This is a genomic window from Corallococcus sp. AB018 (genome assembly GCF_003986945.1).
Lineage (GTDB): Bacteria > Myxococcota > Myxococcia > Myxococcales > Myxococcaceae > Corallococcus > Corallococcus exiguus.
On sequence record NZ_RAWR01000143.1, the window covers coordinates 1 to 21,068 of the forward strand.

Annotated in this window: 12 protein-coding genes and 1 pseudogene; 9 read left to right on the forward strand and 4 right to left on the reverse strand. The window is 69.9% G+C overall.

Annotated features, from left to right (window positions below; translation table 11 throughout):
* From D7Y11_RS43420 to D7Y11_RS27095, 4 genes and pseudogenes are all read left to right on the forward strand, one after another.
* A pseudogene (locus D7Y11_RS43420) lies at nt 1-233 on the forward strand (hypothetical protein); the annotation flags it as partial.
* 38 nt (nt 234-271) lie between these two features.
* Nucleotides 272-868: an RNA polymerase sigma factor gene (locus tag D7Y11_RS27085; protein WP_169821016.1), complete on the forward strand. Its 597-nt coding sequence runs from the start codon at nt 272-274 to the stop codon at nt 866-868.
* A complete protein-coding gene (locus D7Y11_RS27090) occupies nt 865-1,665 on the forward strand; it encodes a tol-pal system YbgF family protein (RefSeq protein ID WP_126935149.1) in 801 nt (266 codons plus the stop codon). The genes D7Y11_RS27085 and D7Y11_RS27090 overlap by 4 nt, the downstream gene beginning before the upstream one ends.
* Nucleotides 1,662-2,858: a hypothetical protein gene (locus D7Y11_RS27095; RefSeq protein WP_120578291.1), complete on the forward strand. Its 1,197-nt coding sequence runs from the start codon at nt 1,662-1,664 to the stop codon at nt 2,856-2,858. Before D7Y11_RS27090 ends, D7Y11_RS27095 begins: the two co-directional genes overlap by 4 nt.
* Here D7Y11_RS27095 and D7Y11_RS27100 read toward each other — a convergent pair whose 3' ends face one another.
* The gene (locus tag D7Y11_RS27100; protein WP_199753795.1) at nt 2,859-3,437 is read right to left on the reverse strand and encodes a dihydrofolate reductase family protein; all 579 of its coding nucleotides are present in this window, start codon (nt 3,435-3,437) and stop codon (nt 2,859-2,861) included.
* A 14-nt stretch (nt 3,438-3,451) separates the two neighbouring features.
* Nucleotides 3,452-4,315, reverse strand: coding sequence for a formyltetrahydrofolate deformylase (gene purU / locus D7Y11_RS27105; protein WP_120578292.1), 864 nt, complete (start codon nt 4,313-4,315; stop codon nt 3,452-3,454).
* 165 nt (nt 4,316-4,480) lie between these two features.
* On the opposite strand from purU, the gene D7Y11_RS27110 reads away from it, so the two are divergent.
* The 5 genes from D7Y11_RS27110 to D7Y11_RS27130 are packed head-to-tail and all read left to right on the forward strand — an operon-like array spanning nt 4,481 to nt 14,717.
* Entirely contained in the window at nt 4,481-5,308 is an 828-nt protein-coding gene (locus tag D7Y11_RS27110) for a TIGR02587 family membrane protein (protein WP_233607406.1), read from the forward strand.
* Nucleotides 5,305-5,691, forward strand: coding sequence for a hypothetical protein (locus D7Y11_RS27115; protein ID WP_121755188.1), 387 nt, complete (start codon nt 5,305-5,307; stop codon nt 5,689-5,691). Before D7Y11_RS27110 ends, D7Y11_RS27115 begins: the two co-directional genes overlap by 4 nt.
* A gap of 24 nt (nt 5,692-5,715) precedes the next feature.
* Nucleotides 5,716-8,418, forward strand: a complete 2,703-nt coding sequence (locus tag D7Y11_RS27120; RefSeq protein ID WP_121755187.1) for a carboxypeptidase-like regulatory domain-containing protein — start codon at nt 5,716-5,718, stop codon at nt 8,416-8,418.
* 49 nt (nt 8,419-8,467) lie between these two features.
* Nucleotides 8,468-11,725: a carboxypeptidase-like regulatory domain-containing protein gene (locus tag D7Y11_RS27125; protein ID WP_126935151.1), complete on the forward strand. Its 3,258-nt coding sequence runs from the start codon at nt 8,468-8,470 to the stop codon at nt 11,723-11,725.
* Between the two features lie 58 nt (nt 11,726-11,783).
* Nucleotides 11,784-14,717, forward strand: a complete 2,934-nt coding sequence (locus D7Y11_RS27130; protein WP_158642003.1) for a carboxypeptidase-like regulatory domain-containing protein — start codon at nt 11,784-11,786, stop codon at nt 14,715-14,717.
* 74 nt (nt 14,718-14,791) lie between these two features.
* Here the strand turns inward: D7Y11_RS27130 and D7Y11_RS27135 are convergent, their stop codons facing one another.
* Both D7Y11_RS27135 and D7Y11_RS27140 read right to left on the reverse strand, forming a co-directional pair.
* Entirely contained in the window at nt 14,792-16,609 is a 1,818-nt protein-coding gene (locus D7Y11_RS27135; protein ID WP_126935153.1) for a hypothetical protein, read from the reverse strand.
* Nucleotides 16,610-16,627: 18 nt separating this feature from the next.
* Nucleotides 16,628-20,848, reverse strand: coding sequence for a M4 family metallopeptidase (locus D7Y11_RS27140; RefSeq protein WP_158642004.1), 4,221 nt, complete (start codon nt 20,846-20,848; stop codon nt 16,628-16,630).
* Nucleotides 20,849-21,068: the final 220 nt, after the last annotated feature.

A 21,068-nucleotide genomic window follows, 5' to 3' on the forward strand; every position in this document is an offset into this window, starting at 1 on the left:
CCGCGGAGGTGGAGCCGGCGCCCTCTCGCAGGGTGGTGGCCTTCGTCGTGGGGCCGGCGGTGCGGGTGGCGTGGCGGCTGGGGCCGGCGCTCGCGTTGGAGGCGGCGCTGTCGGGAGAGGTGCTCCTGGGACGCCCACGGCTGGGGTACGCGGTGGATGGCGGCTTCGTGCTCCGGGAGGACGGTGCGTCCGTGCGTCCCCGACTGGGAGTGGGGATGGTGATTTTTCCGTGAGCACCGATGACCCGAATGGGCGGCGTCCCTTCTCCTTGATGGGCATGAGGAGCTCGGGCTCACATGCGACCGTCGCGCCCCGTGGCGAGGACGCCCGGCTGACGGCGGCCATGCGGGGACAGCGCGACGCGACCGAGTCCCTGCTCCTGGAGCTGCTGCCGCGCGTGCGCAACCTGGTGCGCTACCTGGTGCGGGGGGACATGGACGTGGAGGACATCGCCCAGGAGTCGCTCATCGCGCTGGTGCGGGGACTGCCCACCTATCGCGGCGACGGGCGTTTCCACGGCTGGGTGGACCGGGTGGTGGTGCGCACCACGTTCGCGTGGCTCAAGCGTTCACGCGGCCGCGAGGCCCGCTACAGTGGGGACCCGGTGGAGCTGTTGGCGGTGCCGTCCGACGAAGCGCCGGCGGACGAATATCTGCACCGCCGTCACCTGGTGACGTTACTGGACAGGTTGTCGACGGAGCAGCGGCACGCGCTGGTGCTGCACCACGTCCTGGAATTGAGCGTGCAGGAGATTTCGACAGAGCTGGGAGTCCCCTTCGAGACCGTGCGCAGCCGCCTGCGCCTGGGACGCACCGCCCTGCGCGCGCTGGCCTCGGATGGCGAGGCACCCGAGGGGGAGTCGTCATGAGCCCCCGCCCCCCCGACGACGGTGACGGTGAGCCGCTGGACGACCTGCTGCGGCCCCTGGACAACGGCAGTGGGCCCGCGCGGCGGCTGTCCCGGCAGCGTTCGAGCGCGCTCGTCCAGGCGGCCTTGGACGCGGCGCTCCAGCAGGCGCCGGAGCCGCCGCGAAGACGCAGGCGGCCTCCCGTGTGGTTGATGGCGGGCGCGGCGCTCGTCTTCACCGGGGCCGCGGCCGCCGCCGTGTGGCGCTATGCGCGGCCCGCGCAACCGCCCCCGCAGGTGCTGACGCCAGCCGTGCCGGAGCCGACGCGGATGGCCACGCTGGAGCCGGTGCCCCTGTCCCCGCCCGCGCCGCCCGAGCCCTTCGTCATCGAGCATCCCCGGCCGCTGCGTCCGAGCATCACCGTGAAGGAGTCGTCGAAGCCGGAGGACCTGCTGCGGCAGGCCAACGCGTTCCGTTCGGCGGGGAATTGGAAGGAAGCGGAAGGGCTGTACCTGCGCGTCATCCGCGCGGAGCCGTCGTCGCTGGCGGCGTACGTCGCGCGTGTGGCGTCGGGGGCGCTGCGGTTGGAGCACCTGGGCGACGCGCGAGGCGCCCTGCGCCAGTACCAGGACGCGGTGCGGCTGCAACCCGGTGGCATGTTGGATCCGGAGGCGCGCCACGGCGTCGCGGAAGCCCACCGCGCCCTGGGCGACACGGCCGCGGAGGCCCGAGCGCTGGGTGAGTTCCTCTCGCTGCATCCGGACTCGCCGCTGAGCGCGGCGTCGCGCGCGCGGCTCCGGGAGCTGTCGCCGCAATGAGGCTCCACATCGCGGGGTTCGTGGCCTGGACCGCGCTGCTGGGTGCCGGGTGCACGGTGGATGATCCGGTGGCCACGCTGCGTTCACCCGACGCGGGGACCGACGTTCCGGATGAATGGGCAGCGCACTGCGAGGACAGCGGGCCTCCGCTCCTGCTGGGCAATCCGGCAGCGGGGCCTCAGGTGTGCAGCGGCCAGCTGGCGCAGACGCTGTTCCGCCGCGCGGCGTGTTCCTGCGAGGGACTGTCCCTCAGCGCCCCCTTCACCGTGGATGCGTTCCGAAGCTCGGCGGGCCCCTACGCTCCCGGTGGCACGGGCGGCGACGTGGGCGTGAACGGAGTCCTGTCCGCGAACGACCGCGTCACGGTGGGCGGCTTGCTCCAGGTGGGGGGCGTCCAGCTGAGCAGTCCGCTCACGGTGGGCGGCGGCCTGGACAGCAACGGTCCCCTCTCCGGCCCCGGCACCTCCGCCACCGTGACGGGTGACGCACGGGTGAATGGGGACGTGGGGCTCGCCGCGCTCACCGTGGGCGGCGTGCTCACCGTCCCTCCGGAGTTCTCCCCGGGCCCTGCCCAGGCGTCGGAGTTGCGCCGTGAGCCCGTGCCCGCGGTCATCCCCTGTGACTGCGCCGAGGGTTCCCGCTTCGACCCGGCCGCGCTCATCGCCCACCACACCGTGGACAACGACAACGCCGCCATCGGCCTGGACCCGGCGACGCTGACGGACGTCACCGGCGAGCGCGTGCTGGAGCTGCCCTGTGGCCGCTTCCTGCTGACGCGCATCGCGGGGCCGGGCCGGGCCACGCTGCGCATCCGGGGCCGTACCGCGCTGTTCATCCCCGGTGGCGTGGACCTGAAGGAAGCGCTCACCGTGGACGTGCAGCCTCCCGGCGAACTGGACCTCTTCCTCGCGGGGGGCTTCATCGTGTCCGGCGACCTCACGCTGGGGTCCGCCGCCCTGCCCTCGCGGGTGCGCGTCTACGTGGCGGGCTCGCAGGCGTTGGACATCTCCGCGGGCAGCACGCTCGCGGGCAACCTCTACGCGCCCCAGGCCCAGCTCAACCTGAGCGGCAACGCGGAGGTCTTCGGCTCGCTCTTCGTGCGTCACCTGGAGGCGTCCGGCGCGGTGCAGGTGCACCACGACGCGGACGTGCTCGGCGCGGGCGCCGCGTGCCCCGCCGGCCAAGCGGGATGACTATCTTCTCGGCTCATACCTCATGGCCATCGCCCCCGAGGCGAGCTCCAGTCGGCTCACGAGCCTCAAGTCGAGAGGCTTGGACAGCCCCGCGAACAACGTCGGCCCGTGGCCCGCCAGCCTGGGATGCACCACGAACTCATACTCGTCGATCAACCCGAGCTCCGCCAACGCCAGCGGGAGCTTCACGCCTCCCACGAACAGCCCCTTCCCCGACTCCCTCTTGAGCTGTTGAACAGCCGTCCCCAGGTCCCCGCGCACGAGCTCCGCGTTCCAATCGACCCGGTCCAGGGTGCTCGACACGACGTACTTTTTTGCCGCGTCGATCGCCCGGGCGAAGGGGTCCGTCTGCTCAGGCCCCGCTCCCGCCCCTGCCTGCGGCCGAAACGCTTCCTCCATCATTTCGTAGGTCACCCGGCCAAAGAGGAGGGCATCGGCCCGTTCGAGGTTCTCGACCGCGTGACGGTGCAGGTCTTCGTCCGCGAAGCCCGCACGATGATCACAGCAGCCATCCAAGGTGACGTTGATGGAATACCGAAGAGGTCGCATTGCGTGAGCGTACCGCCGGTCGACGGCCATCACCACCCGCCAGCTCAGCGGAACACGACGGTCTTGTGGCCGTTGAGCAGGATGCGGTGCTGCACGAACCACGTCACCGCGCGGCCCAGCACCACGCTCTCCACGTCGCGCCCCATCGCCGTCAGCGCCTCGGGAGACAGCGTGTGGTCCACGCGCTCCACGTCCTGTTCGATGATGGGTCCCTCGTCCAGGTCGCCCGTGACGAAGTGGGCCGTGGCGCCAATCAGCTTCACGCCCCGGTCGTAGGCCTGCTGATACGGCCGCGCCCCCTTGAAGCTGGGCAGGAACGAGTGGTGGATGTTGATGAGCCGCCCGCGCAGCGCATCACACGTCTCCGCGGAGAGGATCTGCATGTACCGGGCGAGCACCACCAGGTCCACGCGCTGCTCACGCACCAACTCCAGCAGGCGCGACTCCTGCCGTTCCTTGTTCTCCGGCGTCACCGGCAGGTGGTGGAACGGAATGTCGTGGGACGCGGCCAGTTGGTAGAAGTCCCGGTGGTTGGAGACGATGGCCGGGATCTCCACCGGCAGGATGCCGCTGCGGTAGCGATACAGCAGGTCGTTCAGGCAGTGGCCGATCTTCGAGACCATCAGCAGCACGCGGGGCTTCTCCGCCGCGTCGTGCAGGTGCCACTCCATGGAGAAGCGCCCAGCGAGCGCCCCGAAGGCCTCGCGCAGCGCCGCGGGCTGCGCCTTCCCCTCTTCATCCGCGAAGTGCACGCGCATGAAGAACAGCCGCGTCTGCGGGTCGCCGTACTGGGCGCTGTCGAGGATGTTGCAGCCGTGCTCGGCGAGCCAGCCGGAGACAGCGTGGACGATGCCGCGCTGATCCGGGCACGACAGCGTGAGGATGTATTGGGCGGGACGCTCGGTCATGGACGGCGGCGATTATAGCCCCGCGGGTTGACGGCTCGTCCCCAGGCACGGCGGGGAGTGTCCGGTGTCATGCGAGGGGCACTTCCCTCTCCAGGAACCGAACCTAGACTCTGACCTGAGATGGCCGACAGTCTCCCAGCCGACGCAGCCCGCCGACGACGACCGGTGTCGGACTCCCTGCGCGAATACGGCCGGGGCATCGCGGGAGGCCTGCTCTTCAGCCTGCCGCTGCTCTACACGATGGAGGTGTGGTGGGCGGGCTTCACGTCCCATCCGGCCAGCGTGCTGGGCTACCTGATGGCCACGTACGTGCTGCTGCTCGGATACAACCGCTACGGCGGCTTCCGCCGGGACGTGTGCTGGTTCGACGTCTTCACCGACTCGCTGGAGGAGCTGGGGCTGGGGCTGCTCGTGTCGCTGGGGGTGCTCGTGCTCATCGGCCGCATCGGACAGGGCACGTCACTCCAGGAAGCGGTGGGCATGGTGGTGGTGGAGGCCGGCACGGTGGCCATCGGCGTATCCGTGGGCACCGCGCAGCTGGGAGGCCAGCACCGCGAGGAGAACGAGGACGAGGACAAGAAGCGGCTGGAGTCCGCGGATCACGTCCCCGGCCAGCTGGTCATCGCGTTCTGCGGCGCGATGTTGTTCGCGGCCAACGTGGCGCCCACGGAGGAGATCGTGATGATCGCCGTGGAGACACCGCCCTGGTGCCTGCTGGGGCTCGCCGTGCTGTCGCTGCTGCTGGGCGGGCTCATCCTCTTCCAGAGCGACTTCACCCGCGCGCACCGCTTCACGCGCCGCCGCCTGCGCCGTGACGTGCTGGCGGGCACGTTCGTCACCTACGCGGTCGCGCTGCTGTCGAGCACCTTGGTGTTGTGGTTCTTCGGCCGTTTCAACGGCAACGGCCTGAGCGTCTGCGTGGCGCAGGTGGTGGTGCTGGGGCTGGCGTCGACGCTGGGGGCTTCGGCGGGGAGGTTGCTCATCCAATCATGAAGACGAATTGGAACTGGCTGGAGGGCGTCGTCTTCATCGCGAGCTGCGTGCTCATGGCGTTGGTCATGGGCTACCTGGCGGTGGACGCATGGACGACGGGCAGCGGCCCACCGGACCTGACCGTGCAGGTGGGCGCGCCGGTGGCCAGTGAGAGAGCCCGGGAGTGGCGGGTGCCCGTCACGGTGACGAACCACGGCGACACGGCGGCGGAGGAGGTCCGCGTGCGCGTGTCGCTGCGAGGCGGCCGCGAACCGAAGGAAGAGGCGGAGTTCGTGCTGGCGTACGTGCCGCGCCACTCGCAGCGCGAGGCCTGGGTCGCCTTCCGTGAGGACCCGGCTCCCGCGGGCGTGGAGGCACACGCGGTGGGCTTCGCCGCGCCCTGATGCCCGCTGCTATCCTGGCGGCACATGCGCTCCAGGAAGACGTGGTGGTGGGCCGCCGTGCTCGTCCTTGGACTGGGCGTGGCCGTGGTGTGCTTCCGGGAGCCGCCAGGCGGTGACTCCTCCTCGAGCCCGCATGTTCGTGCTGCGGAGACAGAGCGCGCGAGAGCGCGATTCGCCCCACTGCTGGCTCCGCACGCGGAAGGCTCGCTGCGCATCACCGGCGTCGTGCGCGATGCACGGGGCCCGGTCGCGGGCGTGCAGGTGTCCGCGTCCCGCGTGGACGCGGACACGCTGTCGGAGCGCCCCTGTCCTCAGCAGCCATCGGACCACCGGCACGCCTCTCCGTGGCTCCATCACGGGAACTGCTGCTTCGTGGAGATGGCCGCTGGGTTCGCACGCTGGGTGGAAGCTCGTGAGGGTGAAGCGCCTGTGGTCGCGCAGACGCTGACGGCGGACGACGGCACGTTCGTGCTCAAGGGCTTGTCCGCCGGGGCCTTCACCCTCTGGGCCCTGGGTGACACGGGCGCGACCGTGCGGCCGGGCATCCCGGCGGGCAGCGACGCGGTGCTGCTGCTGCTGGAGCCGGGCTTCTTTTTCTCCGGCAGGGTCGTCGAAGAGCTCACGCGGGCGCCTGTTCCCGGCGCCCAGGTGACGTTGATCCACGAGGACGGGTCTCGATTCTTCGATGCGCTCACGGACGCACAAGGGCGCTTCCGGGCCGGGCCCCTTCCCGCGGGCCGCTACCTGAAGGTCGCGAGCGCGAAAGGATGGCGGACGAAGTCCTTCGACGACGACGACGTCTGGAGGGACGCGGACACGGACGTGACGCTCGAGCTCCAAAGGCGGACACGGCTGGAAGGACTCGTGCTGACACCCGAGGGACTTCCCGCGAGCGGCCTGGACGTCCATCTGCGTCCCACGGAGGAAGGAGGAGACACGTCGAGCACCCGGACCGATGTACACGGCCGGTTCGTCTTCGAGGAGGTCTCCGTTGCTCCGCAGGAGCTCTGGACCCAAGCCAGGGACGGGACCACCCATGGCGAGGCCTGGGTGACGCCTCCCGGGAACGTGGTCCTCCGGATGAAGCCATCCTGGTCCATGGAGGGGACCGTGAGGGACGAACAGCACAGGCCCCTGGCTGGCGTGCGTCTGCGCGTGAGCAGCCATCGACTGGGCGGCCAGCCCCCTCCCGCGACGCTGACGGATGCGGCGGGCCGCTACCGGCTTGGATTGCTGCTGAACCCCGCGATCAACCTCGAATTGATGCGCGAGCACTACATCGACAGACTCGAGCCCGTCAGCCTTGGGAAGGCCCATGAAGGACCGTGGGACTTCACGCTCACGCGGGCCCAGCAGTTCGAAGGCAGGGTGGTCGACACGGAAGGACTGCCGCTCGCGGGTGCGCAGGTGACGCTCGACATGACCCACGATGTGCCTGAAAGGCTCTTCCGCTCGCACTTCCCCGAGGATGGGATCGCCGAGTCGGACGAGACAGGCCACTTCTTCGTGGACAGCGAGAGGAAGGGCTCCGGCCGGGTGCTTGTCACGGCCCGGGGGTTCCGCTCCGTGCTGCTCCCCGTGGAGGTCCCGTCAACAGGGGTCCGGGTGGTGATGAGCCGCGGCGCTTCCGTGTCCGGCGAAGTCCTGGATGCGACGGGACGCCCCGTGTCCAACGCGAAGGTCTGGCTCTGGAACACCGCGCCGCGGAGTGGAGACGCCCACCGCGCCGACGTGGACGCGCAGGGGGCCTTCTCCCTGGGCGGACTGGAGCCAGGGCACTACGTCGTGGAGGCCCGGCTGCGGACCCCAGGCATCGAGCGCGCCGTGTCGCAACCCCTGGACCTGGAGGAACGGACACAGGCCACCGTGTCCCTGCGCTTCCAGGAAGGGCGCACGGTGCGGGGCATGACGGTCGACAGCGCCGGGCAGCCGGTGCCTGCCGTCCGGATCCAGGCCTGTCTCCTCCTGGAGGACGTCCCCGCGTGGCAGACGGATGCCCCTGACTGTTTCCCCGGCGGAGAGGGCGGCATCCTCTCCGGACTGGATGGCCGCTTCGTCTTCAAGCACCTGACGGCCCCGGCATACCGGCTCATCGCCTGGAAGGAAGGCGAGGCCTTCGCGCCTTCGCGCTCACGAGGCGGGACGCCCGATACCACCGCCCTCCTCGTCACGGCAGGGAAGGAGGACGTCCGGTTGGTCCTGGAGCGCAGACCGCGCCTGCGAGGACAGGTCGTGAGCGACAACGGGACGCCGCTGCCCTGCGAGGTCCGGGAACGCTCCCCGTGGGTCCATGCTCCGGACGGGACGTTCGAGCTCCCACTGCCAGAAGATGGGCCTGCGCGCATCCAGGTGCGGGCGAAGGGATTCCTGGATCTCCAGCGGGAGTTCGTCGTGAGTCCTGGCACGGACATCGACCTGGGAACGCTCCGGATGAGCCGGGGCCGCACGGTACGCTTCAGGGTCCTGGATGAAGCCACCCGCGCACCGCTCGCGGGCGTCAGCGTCGGGTTCGATCCTCTCAGCGACCCACTGACTCCGCTCGGCCACGCGCTGCCATCCCACTACGGGAACCTGGACGCGGAAGGTGGCATTGCATTGGAGGGAGTGCCCTTCGAGAGAGCCTCCTTCTTCATCAGCGTGCACACGAACGCGGAGACCGAAAAGGAGGTTGTGCTGGATGCGACGCAGGAGACCGTCACGGTGCTGGTGCCTGGCCCGGAACGTTGAGTGAGGCGAACGGCTATCGTGCGACTTCGGATTCGAGGAGACGCGGCGCATGCGGAGGGGAAAGCAGGCAATAGGCTTCACGGTCGCGGTCGTCGTCGGACTGTTGCTCCTGGGCTTCTTCGTCCTGCGCGAGCATGGGAGTGCTCCAGGTCCTGCGTCCCAGCACTCCACCAAAGCCTCCCGATTCGTCACCGGCCCCCATGCGAAGCAGGCTCCCGCCACGGGAAGCCCGCGCATCACCGGCGTCGTGCGCGATGCGCGCGGGCCCGTCGCGGGCGTGCGCGTGTTCGCGTCCCGAGCAGAACCCGAGGTCACGCTGTCGGAGCGCTCCTGCCCTCCTTCCGAGGATGCACCCGCTGAATCTCCGCCCCGGCTGATGGAGTGCTGGAACGAAGCCTTCGATGAGCTGGTGGATCAGATCGGCAAGCGTGAAGGAGAAGCCCCCACCGTCGCGGAGACCCTCAGCGCGGAGGACGGCACCTTCGCCCTGGACGGACTTCCCGACGGAACGGTCACGCTCCAGGCCTCCAGCGGCCTGAGAGTGGCGATGCTCCCGGACGTGGCGACGGGTCAGCAGGACGTGGTCCTCGTGCTCGATGAAGGCCGCTTCTTCGAGGGCGCGGTCCTGGACGATGTGCTGGAAGGCAAACCCATCACGGGTGCCCGCATCACCGTCTTCACCCGGGAACACACGCGATTCTTCCCCGCGACCAGCGGCGCGGATGGACGCTTCCGCATCGGGCCGGTACCGCCGGCCGACCATGGCATCCTCATCACGGCCCCGGGGTTCAGTCCGCTCCTTGAAATGGAAGCGGATCCGCTGAAGGACACCTTCGTCCTGGATCGCCCCGCGAAGTTCGCGGGCACGGTCGTGACGGCGAAGGGAGCTCCCGCACCCGGCATCTCCGTCCGCCTCCACACCCCCAGCCTCGCCCCTGAATCGCGCACCACCCTCACGGATGCGCGGGGACGCTTCTCCTTCCCGTCCAGCGAAGGCGTGCTCGCCCAACTCTTCGCGGAGACCCCGGCGCGCGACGGCTTCGCGACCCTCGGGACCGAGCCGCGCGAGGACGTGGTCCTCACGCTCGGGCCCGGCATGTTCCTCCAGGGCACCGTCAGCGACGAGAGCGGCAACCCGATTCCCGGCGCCCGGGTCGAGGCCTTTCGCCTCGATGAGGACGCACCGTCGCAGCGACGCAAGACTGTCACGGATGCCCGGGGACATTACCGGCTGGGTCCCCTGTTCCGGCTGCCGCATTTCGTGGCGGCCCGCGCCGAGCGCCACGTCGACAGGACAGAGGAGCACGAGGAGCCCGAACAGACCGAGGTGTCGCTCGACTTCACCCTGCCGCGTGCTGTCTCCGTGGAGGGCGTCCTCGTCGACGAAGCGGACCAGCCGCTCGCGGGCCTCGAAGTCCAGCTGCGTCCGGGCGTGGCGCCGAGGCTCTCCCCCTACCTGGGCGTCATCACGGACTACACCGTGACGGACGAAGCCGGACGCTTCCTCCTGGACGCGAAGGAGGCGGGCGCCGCGTGGCTGGACGTCAGTGGCACGAACTTCATTCCCCAGCGCGTCAACGTGACGCTTCCGTCGAGCAAACTGCGGCTGGTGCTGCGCCAGGGCGCGAGCGTCGCCGTCACCGTCCTGAGCGCGGCGGGGGCGCCGGTGCGGGACGCCCGGGTGACGCTCTGGCAGCGCGACGCGCGCGGAGCAGCCGACCATGCCGGCGGCACCGACGCTCGGGGCCAGGTCACACTCCAGGGTGTTCCTCCGGGCAGGTACGTGGCGGAGGCCCTCATTCCAGGAAGGGCCGTGGACGTCCATGCCTCGCAATCGCTGGAGGTCCTGCCGGGAGAGGCGCCGTCCGTGACGCTGCGGATGGAGGAAGGCCGGACCCTGCGGGGCGTGGCCGTGACGTCCCAGGGCCGGCCCCTGTCTGGGGTCCACCTTCGCGCGAAAGTCCTGGACGCGGACCGGCCTCTCTACCGTTACAGTGGCGAAGGGTACAGGACCAGGGCGGAGCGGCGCGCCGAGGGTGTCCACACGGATACCGAAGGCCACTTCCTCCTGCGCTCGCTGAGCGCCTCCCGCTATGAGCTCACCGCGTCGCTCCAGGAGCATTTCCTGGACGCCCAGTCCTCGCAGGGCGTCCGTGCTGGCGAATACGAGACCGCCGTGGTGGACCGGGACACAACGGAAGTCCGCCTGGTGATGCGGCGCATCCCTCATATGCGGGGCCGGGTGGTAGCGGAGGGCGGCGCGAGGCTGGCGTCCTTTGTCGTGAACGACCACGAGTACACGGACCCGGATGGCCGCTTCGACCAGCAGCTGATCGAAGTGAGCGGCCCCCAGCGGATCGTGGTGCAAGCCCGCGGGTTCGCGCCGGTGGACCGCACCGTCACACCGGACGGAGAAAGCGACCTGGACCTCGGCACGCTCACGCTGACGCGAGGGAGGACCCTGAAGGTGTTCCTGCGCGAGGCAGCGACGGGGGCGCCGTACACCGGACGCGTTCGCGACGATTCAGGCCAGGAGACGACGGTGGCCGTCAGCTATCACGTCGAAGAAGACGGCGTCGTGGACGGCCCGTCCTTCCGGGCGCCGAGGCAAGCCGTGCCCTCGAAGGACGGCTCGCTGCTGCTGGAGCAGGTGCCCACCACGGCGTGCACGCTCGAGGTGGACACCGAGCTCCACCTGCCGCTGCGCGTGACGGTGGGCGCGGAGGTGGAGCACCTCACCCTCTCGCTCGAGAAGGGCGCCCGCGTGACGGGCCACGTTCGCGACGCGCAGGGCCAGCCCGTGAAGGCCCAGCTCATCTTCACGCGACCCGACGGCTCGGATTTTCGACGTAAGCCCGGCCCGGGTGACTTCACGCTCGCGGTCATTCCTCCGGGGCTCTACACGGTGGATGTCTGGCCAGAGGAGCGGACGAATGAAGTCATCTTCCAGCCCCGCGTGGTGCGAATCCCCAGCAGTGGCGACGTCACGCTCGAATTCGACGCCCTGGGCGCGGGCACCACCGTCACGCTCCGGCTGCCGGAGGATGTCGACACCGCGTTCCTGCTGTCCGGACGGGCCCCCACTCCCAACAACAGCAGGGCCTTCAATCACCTGATCCATCAGGGGCACCCATTGACCGAATGGGCCGGCACGTCCGTCACGTTCCGCCGTGTGCCCGCCGGCCACTACACCGTCATCGCGGGCAACCGCGACCAGGACCGCATCCACCGCGAGGAGCTGGACGTGCCCGCCGAAGGCACCGTGTCCCGAGACGTGAAGCCGGTGTGGATGCCCCTCGCGCGCTGACTCACGCGCTATCCTGTCGCGCATGGGGAATGGCAGACCTGGGGGATTGAAGCCTTGGATGGGAGGAGCCGCGCTGGCTGTCGTCGCGCTCCTCGCGTTCCTGCTGTGGAACACCCAGGCGCCTTCGTCCGTGAAGGACTCGCCCGTGACCACGGTGTCGTCCGCGCAGAAACCCGTGGCCCGGCCGACACGGGTGACCACGCCCCCACGTCCCGCGGGAACCGCGCGCATCACGGGTCGCGTGCAGGGAACCCATGGCCCGGCCGCGGGCGTGCGCGTCTCCGCGTCCCGCGTGGAGCCCGGGGTCACGCTGTCGGAGCGGTCCTGTCCCAATCCTTCCGGCCAGGACGACGCGCGGGCTCCGGCCCTCAAGAGCGGCGCGTGCAGCTTCGACTCCGAGCGCATGCAGTGGGAGTCCGTGGAGGCCCGCGACGGCGAAGCCCTCGTGTTCGCGGAGGCGGCCACTGACGAGGAGGGCCGCTTCGTATTGGAGGGATTGCCCGAGGGCCTCATCACGCTCTGGGCCCTGGGCGACACGGGCGCGGTGTCGCAAGGTGGCGTGGCGGTGGGCTCGAACGACGTGACGCTGACGCTGGAGCAAGGCGTCCTCTTCGAGGGAACCGTCACGGACACGGACCGGAAGACGCCCATCCCAGACGCGCGGGTGACGCTCGTCTCCCGCTGGCATACGCGCTTCTTCGACGCGTCCACCGACGACGAGGGCCGCTTCATCGTGGGCCCCCTGCCCCAGGGCGACTACGCCGCCTTCGTCACCGCCGAGGGCCGGTCCCCGTGGTTCCAGCCGGAAGTCGAATCACCCACCGCGATGACGACCGTGGTGCTCGCACGTGTGCTCGCCCTGACGGGACAGGTCCTCTCGGCGGAGGGCGCGCCGGTGCCGGGCATCCTGGTGCACCTCGAAGGCGACACCGCGACGGCGTCCACCCAGCGCACCACGACCGATGGAGAGGGACGCTTCCGGTTCACCGCGCCCGCCGTCCTCCACCAACTCACCGCGGAGGCCGGGGGCGCGTTCGCCACACTGGACGTGACACCACCCCTGGAGCACGTGGAGCTGCGGCTCCAGCCCGGCGTGTTCATCACGGGCACGGTGCGAGACGACGCAGGCCACCCCATCTCGAACGCACGCGTGGAGACCTACCGCGAGGACGGCGGTCCCGTCGCCGCCGAGGCAACCACCGTGACGGACGCCGCGGGCCGCTACCAACTGGGCCCCACGCGTCCCGGGCCGCATACCTTCCGGATCCTCGCGCCCCACCACCTGGACGTGGAGCTGCAGGCCCAGAAGCTCCAGCAGGGCATGGCGCCCCTGGACTTCACGCTCCGGCGCGCGCAGAGCGTGGAGGGCCGCGTCGTCGACACGTCGGGCGCTCCGCTCGAGGGCATCCTCCTGTCGCTGTCTGGCAGATTCGGCGACGGTGACGGCATCGACTCGGGTGGCGCCCTGCGCTCGGATGCCACCGGGCACTTCGTCCTGGACGTGAAGCGCGCGGGGACAGGTGAGCTGTCCGTGGAGGATCCGTCCTTCCAGCCTCAAACCCTCGCGGTGCGCGTCCCCTCGCGGGATGTCGTCGTGGTGCTGGACCGGGGCGCCTCCGTGTCCGGCACCGTCTCCGATTCGCGAGGGCTGCCGCTGCGGGGAGCCACCGTGACGTTGGGGACGGAGGCGAAGGAGGACACGCCATACGAAGAGCCGCGTCAGACCCTCACGGACGAACAGGGCCGCTTCCAACTGCAAGGGATTGCCCCAGGCACCTATCTCCTGGGGGCCGTCGTCCAGGGAGACCTGATGGACGCGTCGGTGTCCCAGTCCATCACCTTCAAGGCGCGTGAACACCGGGACGTGTCCCTGCGCCTGGAAGCAGGCCGTGAGCGCTCCGGCATCGCGGTGGATGGGAAGGGCCAGCCGCTCGCGGACGTCAGTCTCATCGCGGTCTTCCTCGATAGCGATTCATCCGATCCGCGAGCCACCGATGACGAGTGGCCTCCCGGCCTCCGCACGGGCCCGGACGGACGCTTCACCTTGCGCGGGCTCGTGGCTCCTCGCTACGCGCTGATAGCCCAGCTGCCGGGCTACACCTTCCGTCCCAGGCGCTCCCAGGGAGGAGAGCCCGCCCCGGAGTTCGGAGGCATCTGGGTGGACTCCAGCGAGGCGCCCCTCCAACTCGTGCTGGAGCGCGACGGACGCATCCGGGGCCGCGTCGTGGATCCGGGAGGACAGGCCGTCACCTCGTTCAAGGTGACGGGCACGGACCTCAAGGACTTCGAACAGTCCACCGGGTTGCCGGACGGTGCCTTCGTCGTCCCATTCACCGCCGCGGGCCCTACGCTCCTGACCGTGACGGCCCCCGGCTTCATGCCGCTGAAGCGCCCCGTGAACCTGACGGAAGGAGTGGACCTGGACCTGGGCGCGCTGACGCTCGACCCCGGCTGGACGCTGCGCCTCGCCGTCCACGACGCGGAGACCGGCGAAGCCCTGTCCCAGTTGGAGTCCCTCCGCGCGACCATCACCGAGCCAGGGGACTCCGACGTCGCCCGCGCGATGGCGCGTCCCCGAAACGTCTCCCTTCGCGACGGCGTCTACACCCTGTCGCAGCTGCCGCCCCCGCCCTTCACCCTGGCGCTCCACAGCCGCAACGCGCGCCCCTTCGAGCAGGAGGTGACGGCCCGCGTGGACACGCTCACCGTGGCGCTGGACCGCGCCGCGACGGTGAGGCTCCTGGCCCGGGACACGAACGGTACGCCCCTGCCCGCGCTCGTCTCGCTGAAGGAGGTGGGGAGATTTCCCATGACCCGCTACCAGGACTTCGCCCCGGGGGGCACGCTCGTCATCCGGGGCGTCGAAGCCGGCGAGTACCTGCTGGATGCACGCGCCGCCGACCCGGACGAAGGGCCCCGCTTCACGCCCCGGAAGGTGCTGATTCCCCCCCGGGGTGACGTGACCTTCACCGTGGAGGCCGCCCCTCCGTGAAGCCACGCGGCCCCCAATGAAAACGGCGGCCTTCCCTGGGGAAGGCCGCCGCTCTCACTGCTTCGGGCTCCGGACTACTGAGCGGTGGTGATGGTGCCCACCGCCACGTTGATGGTCTGCAGCGAGCCGGAGGCCGGCAGCGCGTGCGCCTTGAGGACGGTCAGCGGCACCAAGGTACCGGCCGGCGTCTCGGCGGTGGCCTTCACGGTCAGCGCCACGGACAGCAGCGCGCCGTTGTACGCGTGCGCCGGAGCGCCCTTCTGGTACACGCCCACGCTCAGCGTGCTGCCCTTCACGCCCGACTTGAGCAGCTGGGGCGCGGCGCCAAGGTCGTAGCCAGCGTTGGCCACGTACTCGGTGCCGTCCACGGTGGACCAGGCCGCGGTGGCCGCATCCAGCCCCAGCGTCAGGTCCGCGCCGCGGCCGGACTGGCCCGTGGGGCCCACCAGGTCCAGCACCAGCGTGTTGCCCGAGGACAGGGTGGCGTTGCGAACCAGGCGCCAGCCCGTACCCGTGGGGTCCACGTACTTCACCGTGCCGGCGACGGGCACGGTGATGGTGGCGGAGTCCTTCTTCGACGCATCCGCCACGCTGGTGGCCGTCACGGTGAACGTGCCCGGCTTGTTCGGCGCGGTGTACACGCCCGCGCTGGTGACGTTGCCGTTGGCCGAACCACCCTCCACGGCCCAGGTCACCGCGACGACGGAGGTGCCCGTGACTTCGGCCGTGAGGTTGACGGAGGTCCCCTGGTCCACGGTGGCCGTCTTCGGAGAGACCGTCACCGCCACCGTCGGGACGACGATGTCGCCCACGGTGAGGGTGGCCGAGTCGGACTTCGCCGGGTCCGCCACGCTGGTGGCCGTCACGGTGAACGTGCCCGCGCGGCGCGGCGCCCGGTACACGCCCGTGCTGCTCACGGTGCCGTTGTCGTCACCGCCCACCACGGACCACTGCACCGCGACGTTGTTGGTGCCGGTGACCTGCGCGGACAGCGAGAAGGCGGCATCCTGCGCCACCGTGCCCGTCTTCGGAGTGACACTCACCACCACCGTCTCGACGACGACGGGGTCCACCCGGATGGTGGCCGTGGCCTTCTTCGCCGGGTCCGCCACGCTGGTGGCCGTCACGGTGAACGTGCCCGTCTTCTTCGGCGCGCGGTACACGCCCGTGGTGCTGACGTAGCCGTTCGCGTCGCCACCCTCCACGGACCACTGCACCGCCAGGTTGTTGGTGCCGGTGACCTCGGCCGTCAGCTGGACCGTGCCATCCCAGGTGGTGGTGCCCGACGAGGGGCTCACCGTCACCTTCACCTCCCCGACGACGACCGGCTCCACCGTGATGGCGGCGGAGCCCTTCTTCGTCGGGTCCGCCACGCTGGTGGCCGTCACGGTGAACGTGCCCGGCGTGTTCGGCGCCGTGTACCGGCCCGTGCTGCTGACGGTGCCGTTCGCGTCGCCACCCTCCACGGACCACTGCACGGCCGTGATGGAGGAACCGGAGACTTCCGCCGTCAGGTCCGCGACGGTCCCCTGCCCGATGGTCGCCACCTCCGGCGTCACCTTCACGATGACCGTCGGAGTCGGAACTGCCTCCACCTTGACGGTGGCCGTGTCCTTCTTCGAGGTGTCCACCGCGTTGGTGGCCACCACGGTGTACGTGCCGGCCTCGGCCGGCGCGGTGTAGATGCCCGAGCTGCTGATGGTGCCGTGGGAGTCGCCTCCCTCCACCGACCAGAGCACGCGCGGGTCCTTCGCGTCCTTCACCGAAGCGCTGAAGGTCGACTTCTCACCGGCCTTCACCGTGACGGTCTTCGGAGTCACCGTCACCGGCCCCGTGTCGGGGTCGGAGCAGGCCGCCAGCGCCCCAATCAGGAGCGGAACAATGAGCTTCATCCACGTTTTCATGGGGGATTACCGTCCGAACTGGCTGACGAAGAGGGTGATGTCGTTGTCGTTCACAGAGCCGGCGCCGTCGAGGTTGGTCTCCTCGGAGCCGTTGGTGCCGTAGTCCTGCGCGAGCAGGCCCATGTCCTCTCCGTCCACGACGTTGTCGCCATTGATGTCGCCCGTGTAGACCTGGATGGCCGCCACGGCCTTCGCCGTCGGTACCACGACGCTCGCCGCGGACACGTGGCACAGGCCACGGGCCACCGGCGCGGCGTAGACGCCGTCCGTGCCGACGGTGCCGCAGACGCGGCCCTCCGCCACGGACCAGCTCACCGCCGTGTTCACCGCGTTCGCCACGTTCGCCTGCAGCGCGACGGAGTTACCCACCGGCACCACGAACTGCGCCACCACGAACTCCACCGTGACGGGCAGGAGCGTGAAGGGGGTGCTCGCCTTGGACCAGTTGCCGTAGGCGTCGTACGCCACCGCCTCGAGGATGTGCTCCCCCGGCGCCAGCGGAATCGGGAACAGCGGCAGCGTGTACGGCTCGTACGAGGTCCGGCCCTTCAGGGCGCCGTCCACGTAGAACTCCACGTACGCCACGCCCGTGTCGTCGGTGGCCTCGGCCCGCATCGCGTAGGTCTCGAACAGGCCCTCCACGCTGGCGGTGATGTGCGGCGCGCCCTGGTCCTGGACGGTGGAGTTGCGCACCTCGAAGGTCACCGTGCGCTCCGTCGTGTTGCCGGCCTTGTCCGTGGCCGTCGCCTTGAACGTGTGCGGGCCGTTGGACAGGGTCTTCGTGTCGAACGCGGTCGCGTAGATGCCCTGGACGTCCGTGAAGGAGCTCACCGGGGCGTCATCCACCTGGAACGCGAGGCTGGACGTCCAGACGTCGTCGCTCACGGTGGCCGTGAGCTGCACCGTCCCGTAGCTGCCTTCGACCGCCACGGCGAGCGTGGGGGCCTGGATGTCCGCCTGGGTCGAGGTGACCAGGTTGACGTCGTCCACGAAGTACTGGGTGACTCCACCCGGGATCTGCGGGGCCGCCGTCTGGTCCGCGTCGAAGAACAACTGCACCGTCTGGCCCTTGTACGCGGTCAGGTCGAAGCGGTGCTGGCGGTACTCCCCGCCGGTGTCATCCACGTTGGAGAGCGTCTTCAGCGTCGCCAGCTCGGTGCCGGCGGAATCCCGCACCTTCGCGCTGATGGTGTGGTGGGGCAGGCCGTCGGAGAACGCGCCGTTGTACATGCGCAGCCAGAAGCTGAAGATGGCCGAGGTCGCGGTCGCCGGGATGGCCACGGACTGACGGACGGAGTGCCGCGCCGGACCCGCGTTCGTATAGAAGACGTACATGCGGCTGCCCGTGTGCGCGAAGGACGCGCTGGACAGGATGCCCGTCGAGCCCGACTGCGTCGTCGCGCTCGTCCAGCTCCCGGTGGTCTCGAAGCTGGGATTGAGCACGCGCTGGGTGGAGGTGGTGTCCACGTAGAACGTCACCGCGGGAGAGTCCCCCACGTTGCCGTCCGCGTCCGTGGCCCGGGCGACGAGCGTGTGCGGACCGGCCGTCAGCGTGGAGAGGTTGACGGCCCGGGTGAACGACTTGACCGAGTTGCCCAGCGACGTGCCGTCGACGAGGAACTCCACCGCGTTGACGAAGCCGTTGTCGGACACGTCCGCGAAGTAGCCCACGCGCGTGCCGGAGAAGACCACGCTGGCCTTCACCCGGGGCGCCTCGGCATCCGCCGCGCGGATGACGCGCAGCGAGAAGTCATCCGCCTGGAAGTTGGTGGCGAGCGAGGCGTTCTCGCTGCCCTCCAAGAAGATGCGCACCGTCTGGCCCGCGTAGGCCGTCAGGTCCAGGCTCTGCTGCGCATAGCCCAGCGTCGCGTCCAGGTTGGACCACGTCGCCACCGTCCCCAGCACCGTGCCGGAGGTGTCGCGCACCTGCAGCGTCAGCGTGTCGCGCACGGCGGTGGTCGTCGTCTCGGCGGTGCTGATGTTGAGGAAGAAGGTCAGCGCGGCCTTGGTGACGCCGGCGGGAATGGTGACGTCCTGCCACAGCCGGTCGACGTGCGTCGTGCCATAGCCGTTGAGCCACGCGAAGCCCTGGCCGTTGCGCGGGCCGGAGGCGACCGGGAAGTTGATGTTCGACGGCTCATCCGTCCAGCCCAGGGTGTCCTGTTCGAAGCCCGGGTTGATCAGGAGCTGTTCGAAGCTGTTGGAGACGGTGAAGCTCGCCGGAGCGGACGCGGTGGAGTTGCCGGCCGCGTCGAACGCGACCGCCACCAGCGCGTGGGCGCCGTTGGTCAGCGAGGTGGCGTCCAGCAGGAGCTGGAACGGCTGGGCGGAGACGTTCCCCGCCAGGGCGCCGTCGACGTAGAACTCCACGCGGGCCACGCCGACGTTGTCGTCGGCCTGCGCCTTCAGCTGGATGTCAGGCGCGCTGCCAGAGACGCTCGCGGTGACGGTGGGGGCCGTGCGGTCGTCGTACGTACCGGCGGTGTAGCCCACGTTGATGGCCGCGAAGGCGTTCTGCACCGCGCGGTACTCGTTGGACTGGGAGCCGAAGAGGTCCGCCGCGGCCTGGAGGCTGCTGGTGCGGGCCGACAGGTAGTTGGACGACGGGAACAGGTAGACGGTGAGCGCGCGGTACCAGATGGCCGCCGCCTTGTCGTTGCCGATGCCCCTCATGCCCGCGGGCAGGTAGGTGCTGGAGAAGTCGGTGCTGATCGCCAGCGGCTGCACGCCCTGGGACAGGAAGTAGAAGGCGCGGTTCATCGGGCCGCTGCTGTAGTGCACGTCGATGTTGCCAAGGCCCGGGAACCAGGCGTCCACGCTCGCGCCGTCCAGCGACGGGCGGAACATGATGCGCAGCGGGAACGCGCTGAGCTGCTCGCCCATGAGCCAGTTGCCGCCGGTGTCACCAATGGAGCTGCCGCGGCCGTTGGCCACCCAGAACTCCGTCAGGGCGCCGAAGATGTCGGAGCTGGACTCGTTGAGGCCGCCGGACTCGCCGTCGTAGATGAGGCCGGCCGTGTGCGAGGTGACGCCGTGGGACATCTCGTGGCCCGTCACGTCGAGCACGCCCAGGGACTTGAAGCCGCCGGCGGCCGGGAACGAGCCGTCGCCGTAGCTCATGCAGAAGCAGCCGTCGCTCCAGAAGGCGTTGTTGTAGAGGTTGCTGGCGTGCACCCGGTTGTAGGTGGGCGAGCCGACGCCGTCGATGCCGTCGCGGCCGAGGATCTTCTTGTAGAAGTCCCAGGTCGCCAGCAGGCCGAAGTGCGCGTCGACGGCGGCCGTCTGGCCGTTGGTGCTCAGGGTGTTGTTGGCACCGACGATGTAGTTCTGCCCGTCGCCCCAGACGTTGTCGGCGTCCGTGTAGAGGGTCAGCGTGGGAACGACGCCGTTCTGCACGGCGGCGTGGTTGACGTCGTAGGTCCGGATGCCCTCGCCGCCAGCGCGCGTGACGTCGCGCAGCTCGAAGAGGCCCTGGGCGTTCTGGAAGACGTCCAACGGGACGTCACCGCTGTATTGCGAGTGGCCGAGGCCCTTGGCGGCGGCCGTCTGGAGCGAGTTCCACTGCTTCAGCACGTCGCCCGTCTGCGCGTCGACGATGAAGTCCGTGTGCTTGACGCCGTCCTTCGCGTTCTCCAGCTCGGTGTGCACGTGGTACGCGAGCCGGTAGGCGACGACCTGCGTGTCGAAGTCCGCCGCGTTCTGCTCCGCGACCGGCTTGCCGGGGTAGCGGTTCACGAGCCGCGTCTGGGGATAGACGATGAGCTCGCTCTTCGGCGTGACGGCGAGCTCGCCCTTGGGCGCCAGCTCCTGGGTGGCCTTCGCCGCCGCGGACTTCGCGTCCAGCGCGGGCGTCACGCCCAGGCGGATGCCCTTGCGCAGGCCTTCGGTGGTGATGCGGATGTCCCCCGCGGACAGTCCCTGGTGGGTGATGGCCACGGCGCCCCACACGGGGACGCCCTGATACGTCTGCTCGAAGCGCGCGTGCGTCTGGCCAAAGGCGTCCGTGCTGGAGCTGGACAGCTGGAAGTCGTCCCGCGAGCTCAGGCCAAGCTGGAGGCTCTGTGCCTTGAGGCTTGCCAGGGACTGCGCCACACGCGCTGGCTCCCGGACCTGGAGCTGCATCAGCGTGGAGGGGGCAACAGGGGTGAGTTTCTCAGCCGCGAGGGATGAACTCGCCGAAACGAGGCCGGCGAGGAGCAGAGGCCACTGGGGCCACGGCTTGGGCATGGAATTGACTCCACAGCATGCAGGGGAACTCCCGCCGGCAGCACCCATGGGGGCGTGCTACCGCCGGAAGGATCACGCTCATGGCGGAGGGGCTGGACTGACTCAGACCTTTACCCCCCGTGGGTTCCACGTTCAGCGTAATTGTCCGCCAGTATACAGCGTCCACATCCCAAGGAAATGGGGGGGGACCCTGATGCCAGGGAACGGCCACGGGAAACAC

Bases quoted from the DNA above. Each gene is read 5' to 3' on its own strand.
- D7Y11_RS27135 (WP_126935153.1), bottom strand. From the start codon at position 16,609: ATGAAGCTCATTGTTCCGCTCCTGATTGGGGCGCTGGCGGCCTGCTCC.
- D7Y11_RS27085 (WP_169821016.1), top strand. From the start codon at position 272: ATGGGCATGAGGAGCTCGGGCTCACATGCGACCGTCGCGCCCCGTGGC.
- D7Y11_RS27115 (WP_121755188.1), top strand. From the start codon at position 5,305: ATGAAGACGAATTGGAACTGGCTGGAGGGCGTCGTCTTCATCGCGAGC.
- D7Y11_RS27095 (WP_120578291.1), top strand. From the start codon at position 1,662: ATGAGGCTCCACATCGCGGGGTTCGTGGCCTGGACCGCGCTGCTGGGT.
- D7Y11_RS27130 (WP_158642003.1), top strand. From the start codon at position 11,784: ATGGGAGGAGCCGCGCTGGCTGTCGTCGCGCTCCTCGCGTTCCTGCTG.
- purU (WP_120578292.1), bottom strand. From the start codon at position 4,315: ATGACCGAGCGTCCCGCCCAATACATCCTCACGCTGTCGTGCCCGGAT.
- D7Y11_RS27100 (WP_199753795.1), bottom strand. From the start codon at position 3,437: ATGGCCGTCGACCGGCGGTACGCTCACGCAATGCGACCTCTTCGGTAT.
- D7Y11_RS27140 (WP_158642004.1), bottom strand. From the start codon at position 20,848: ATGCCCAAGCCGTGGCCCCAGTGGCCTCTGCTCCTCGCCGGCCTCGTT.
- D7Y11_RS27125 (WP_126935151.1), top strand. From the start codon at position 8,468: ATGCGGAGGGGAAAGCAGGCAATAGGCTTCACGGTCGCGGTCGTCGTC.
- D7Y11_RS27090 (WP_126935149.1), top strand. From the start codon at position 865: ATGAGCCCCCGCCCCCCCGACGACGGTGACGGTGAGCCGCTGGACGAC.
- D7Y11_RS27120 (WP_121755187.1), top strand. From the start codon at position 5,716: ATGCGCTCCAGGAAGACGTGGTGGTGGGCCGCCGTGCTCGTCCTTGGA.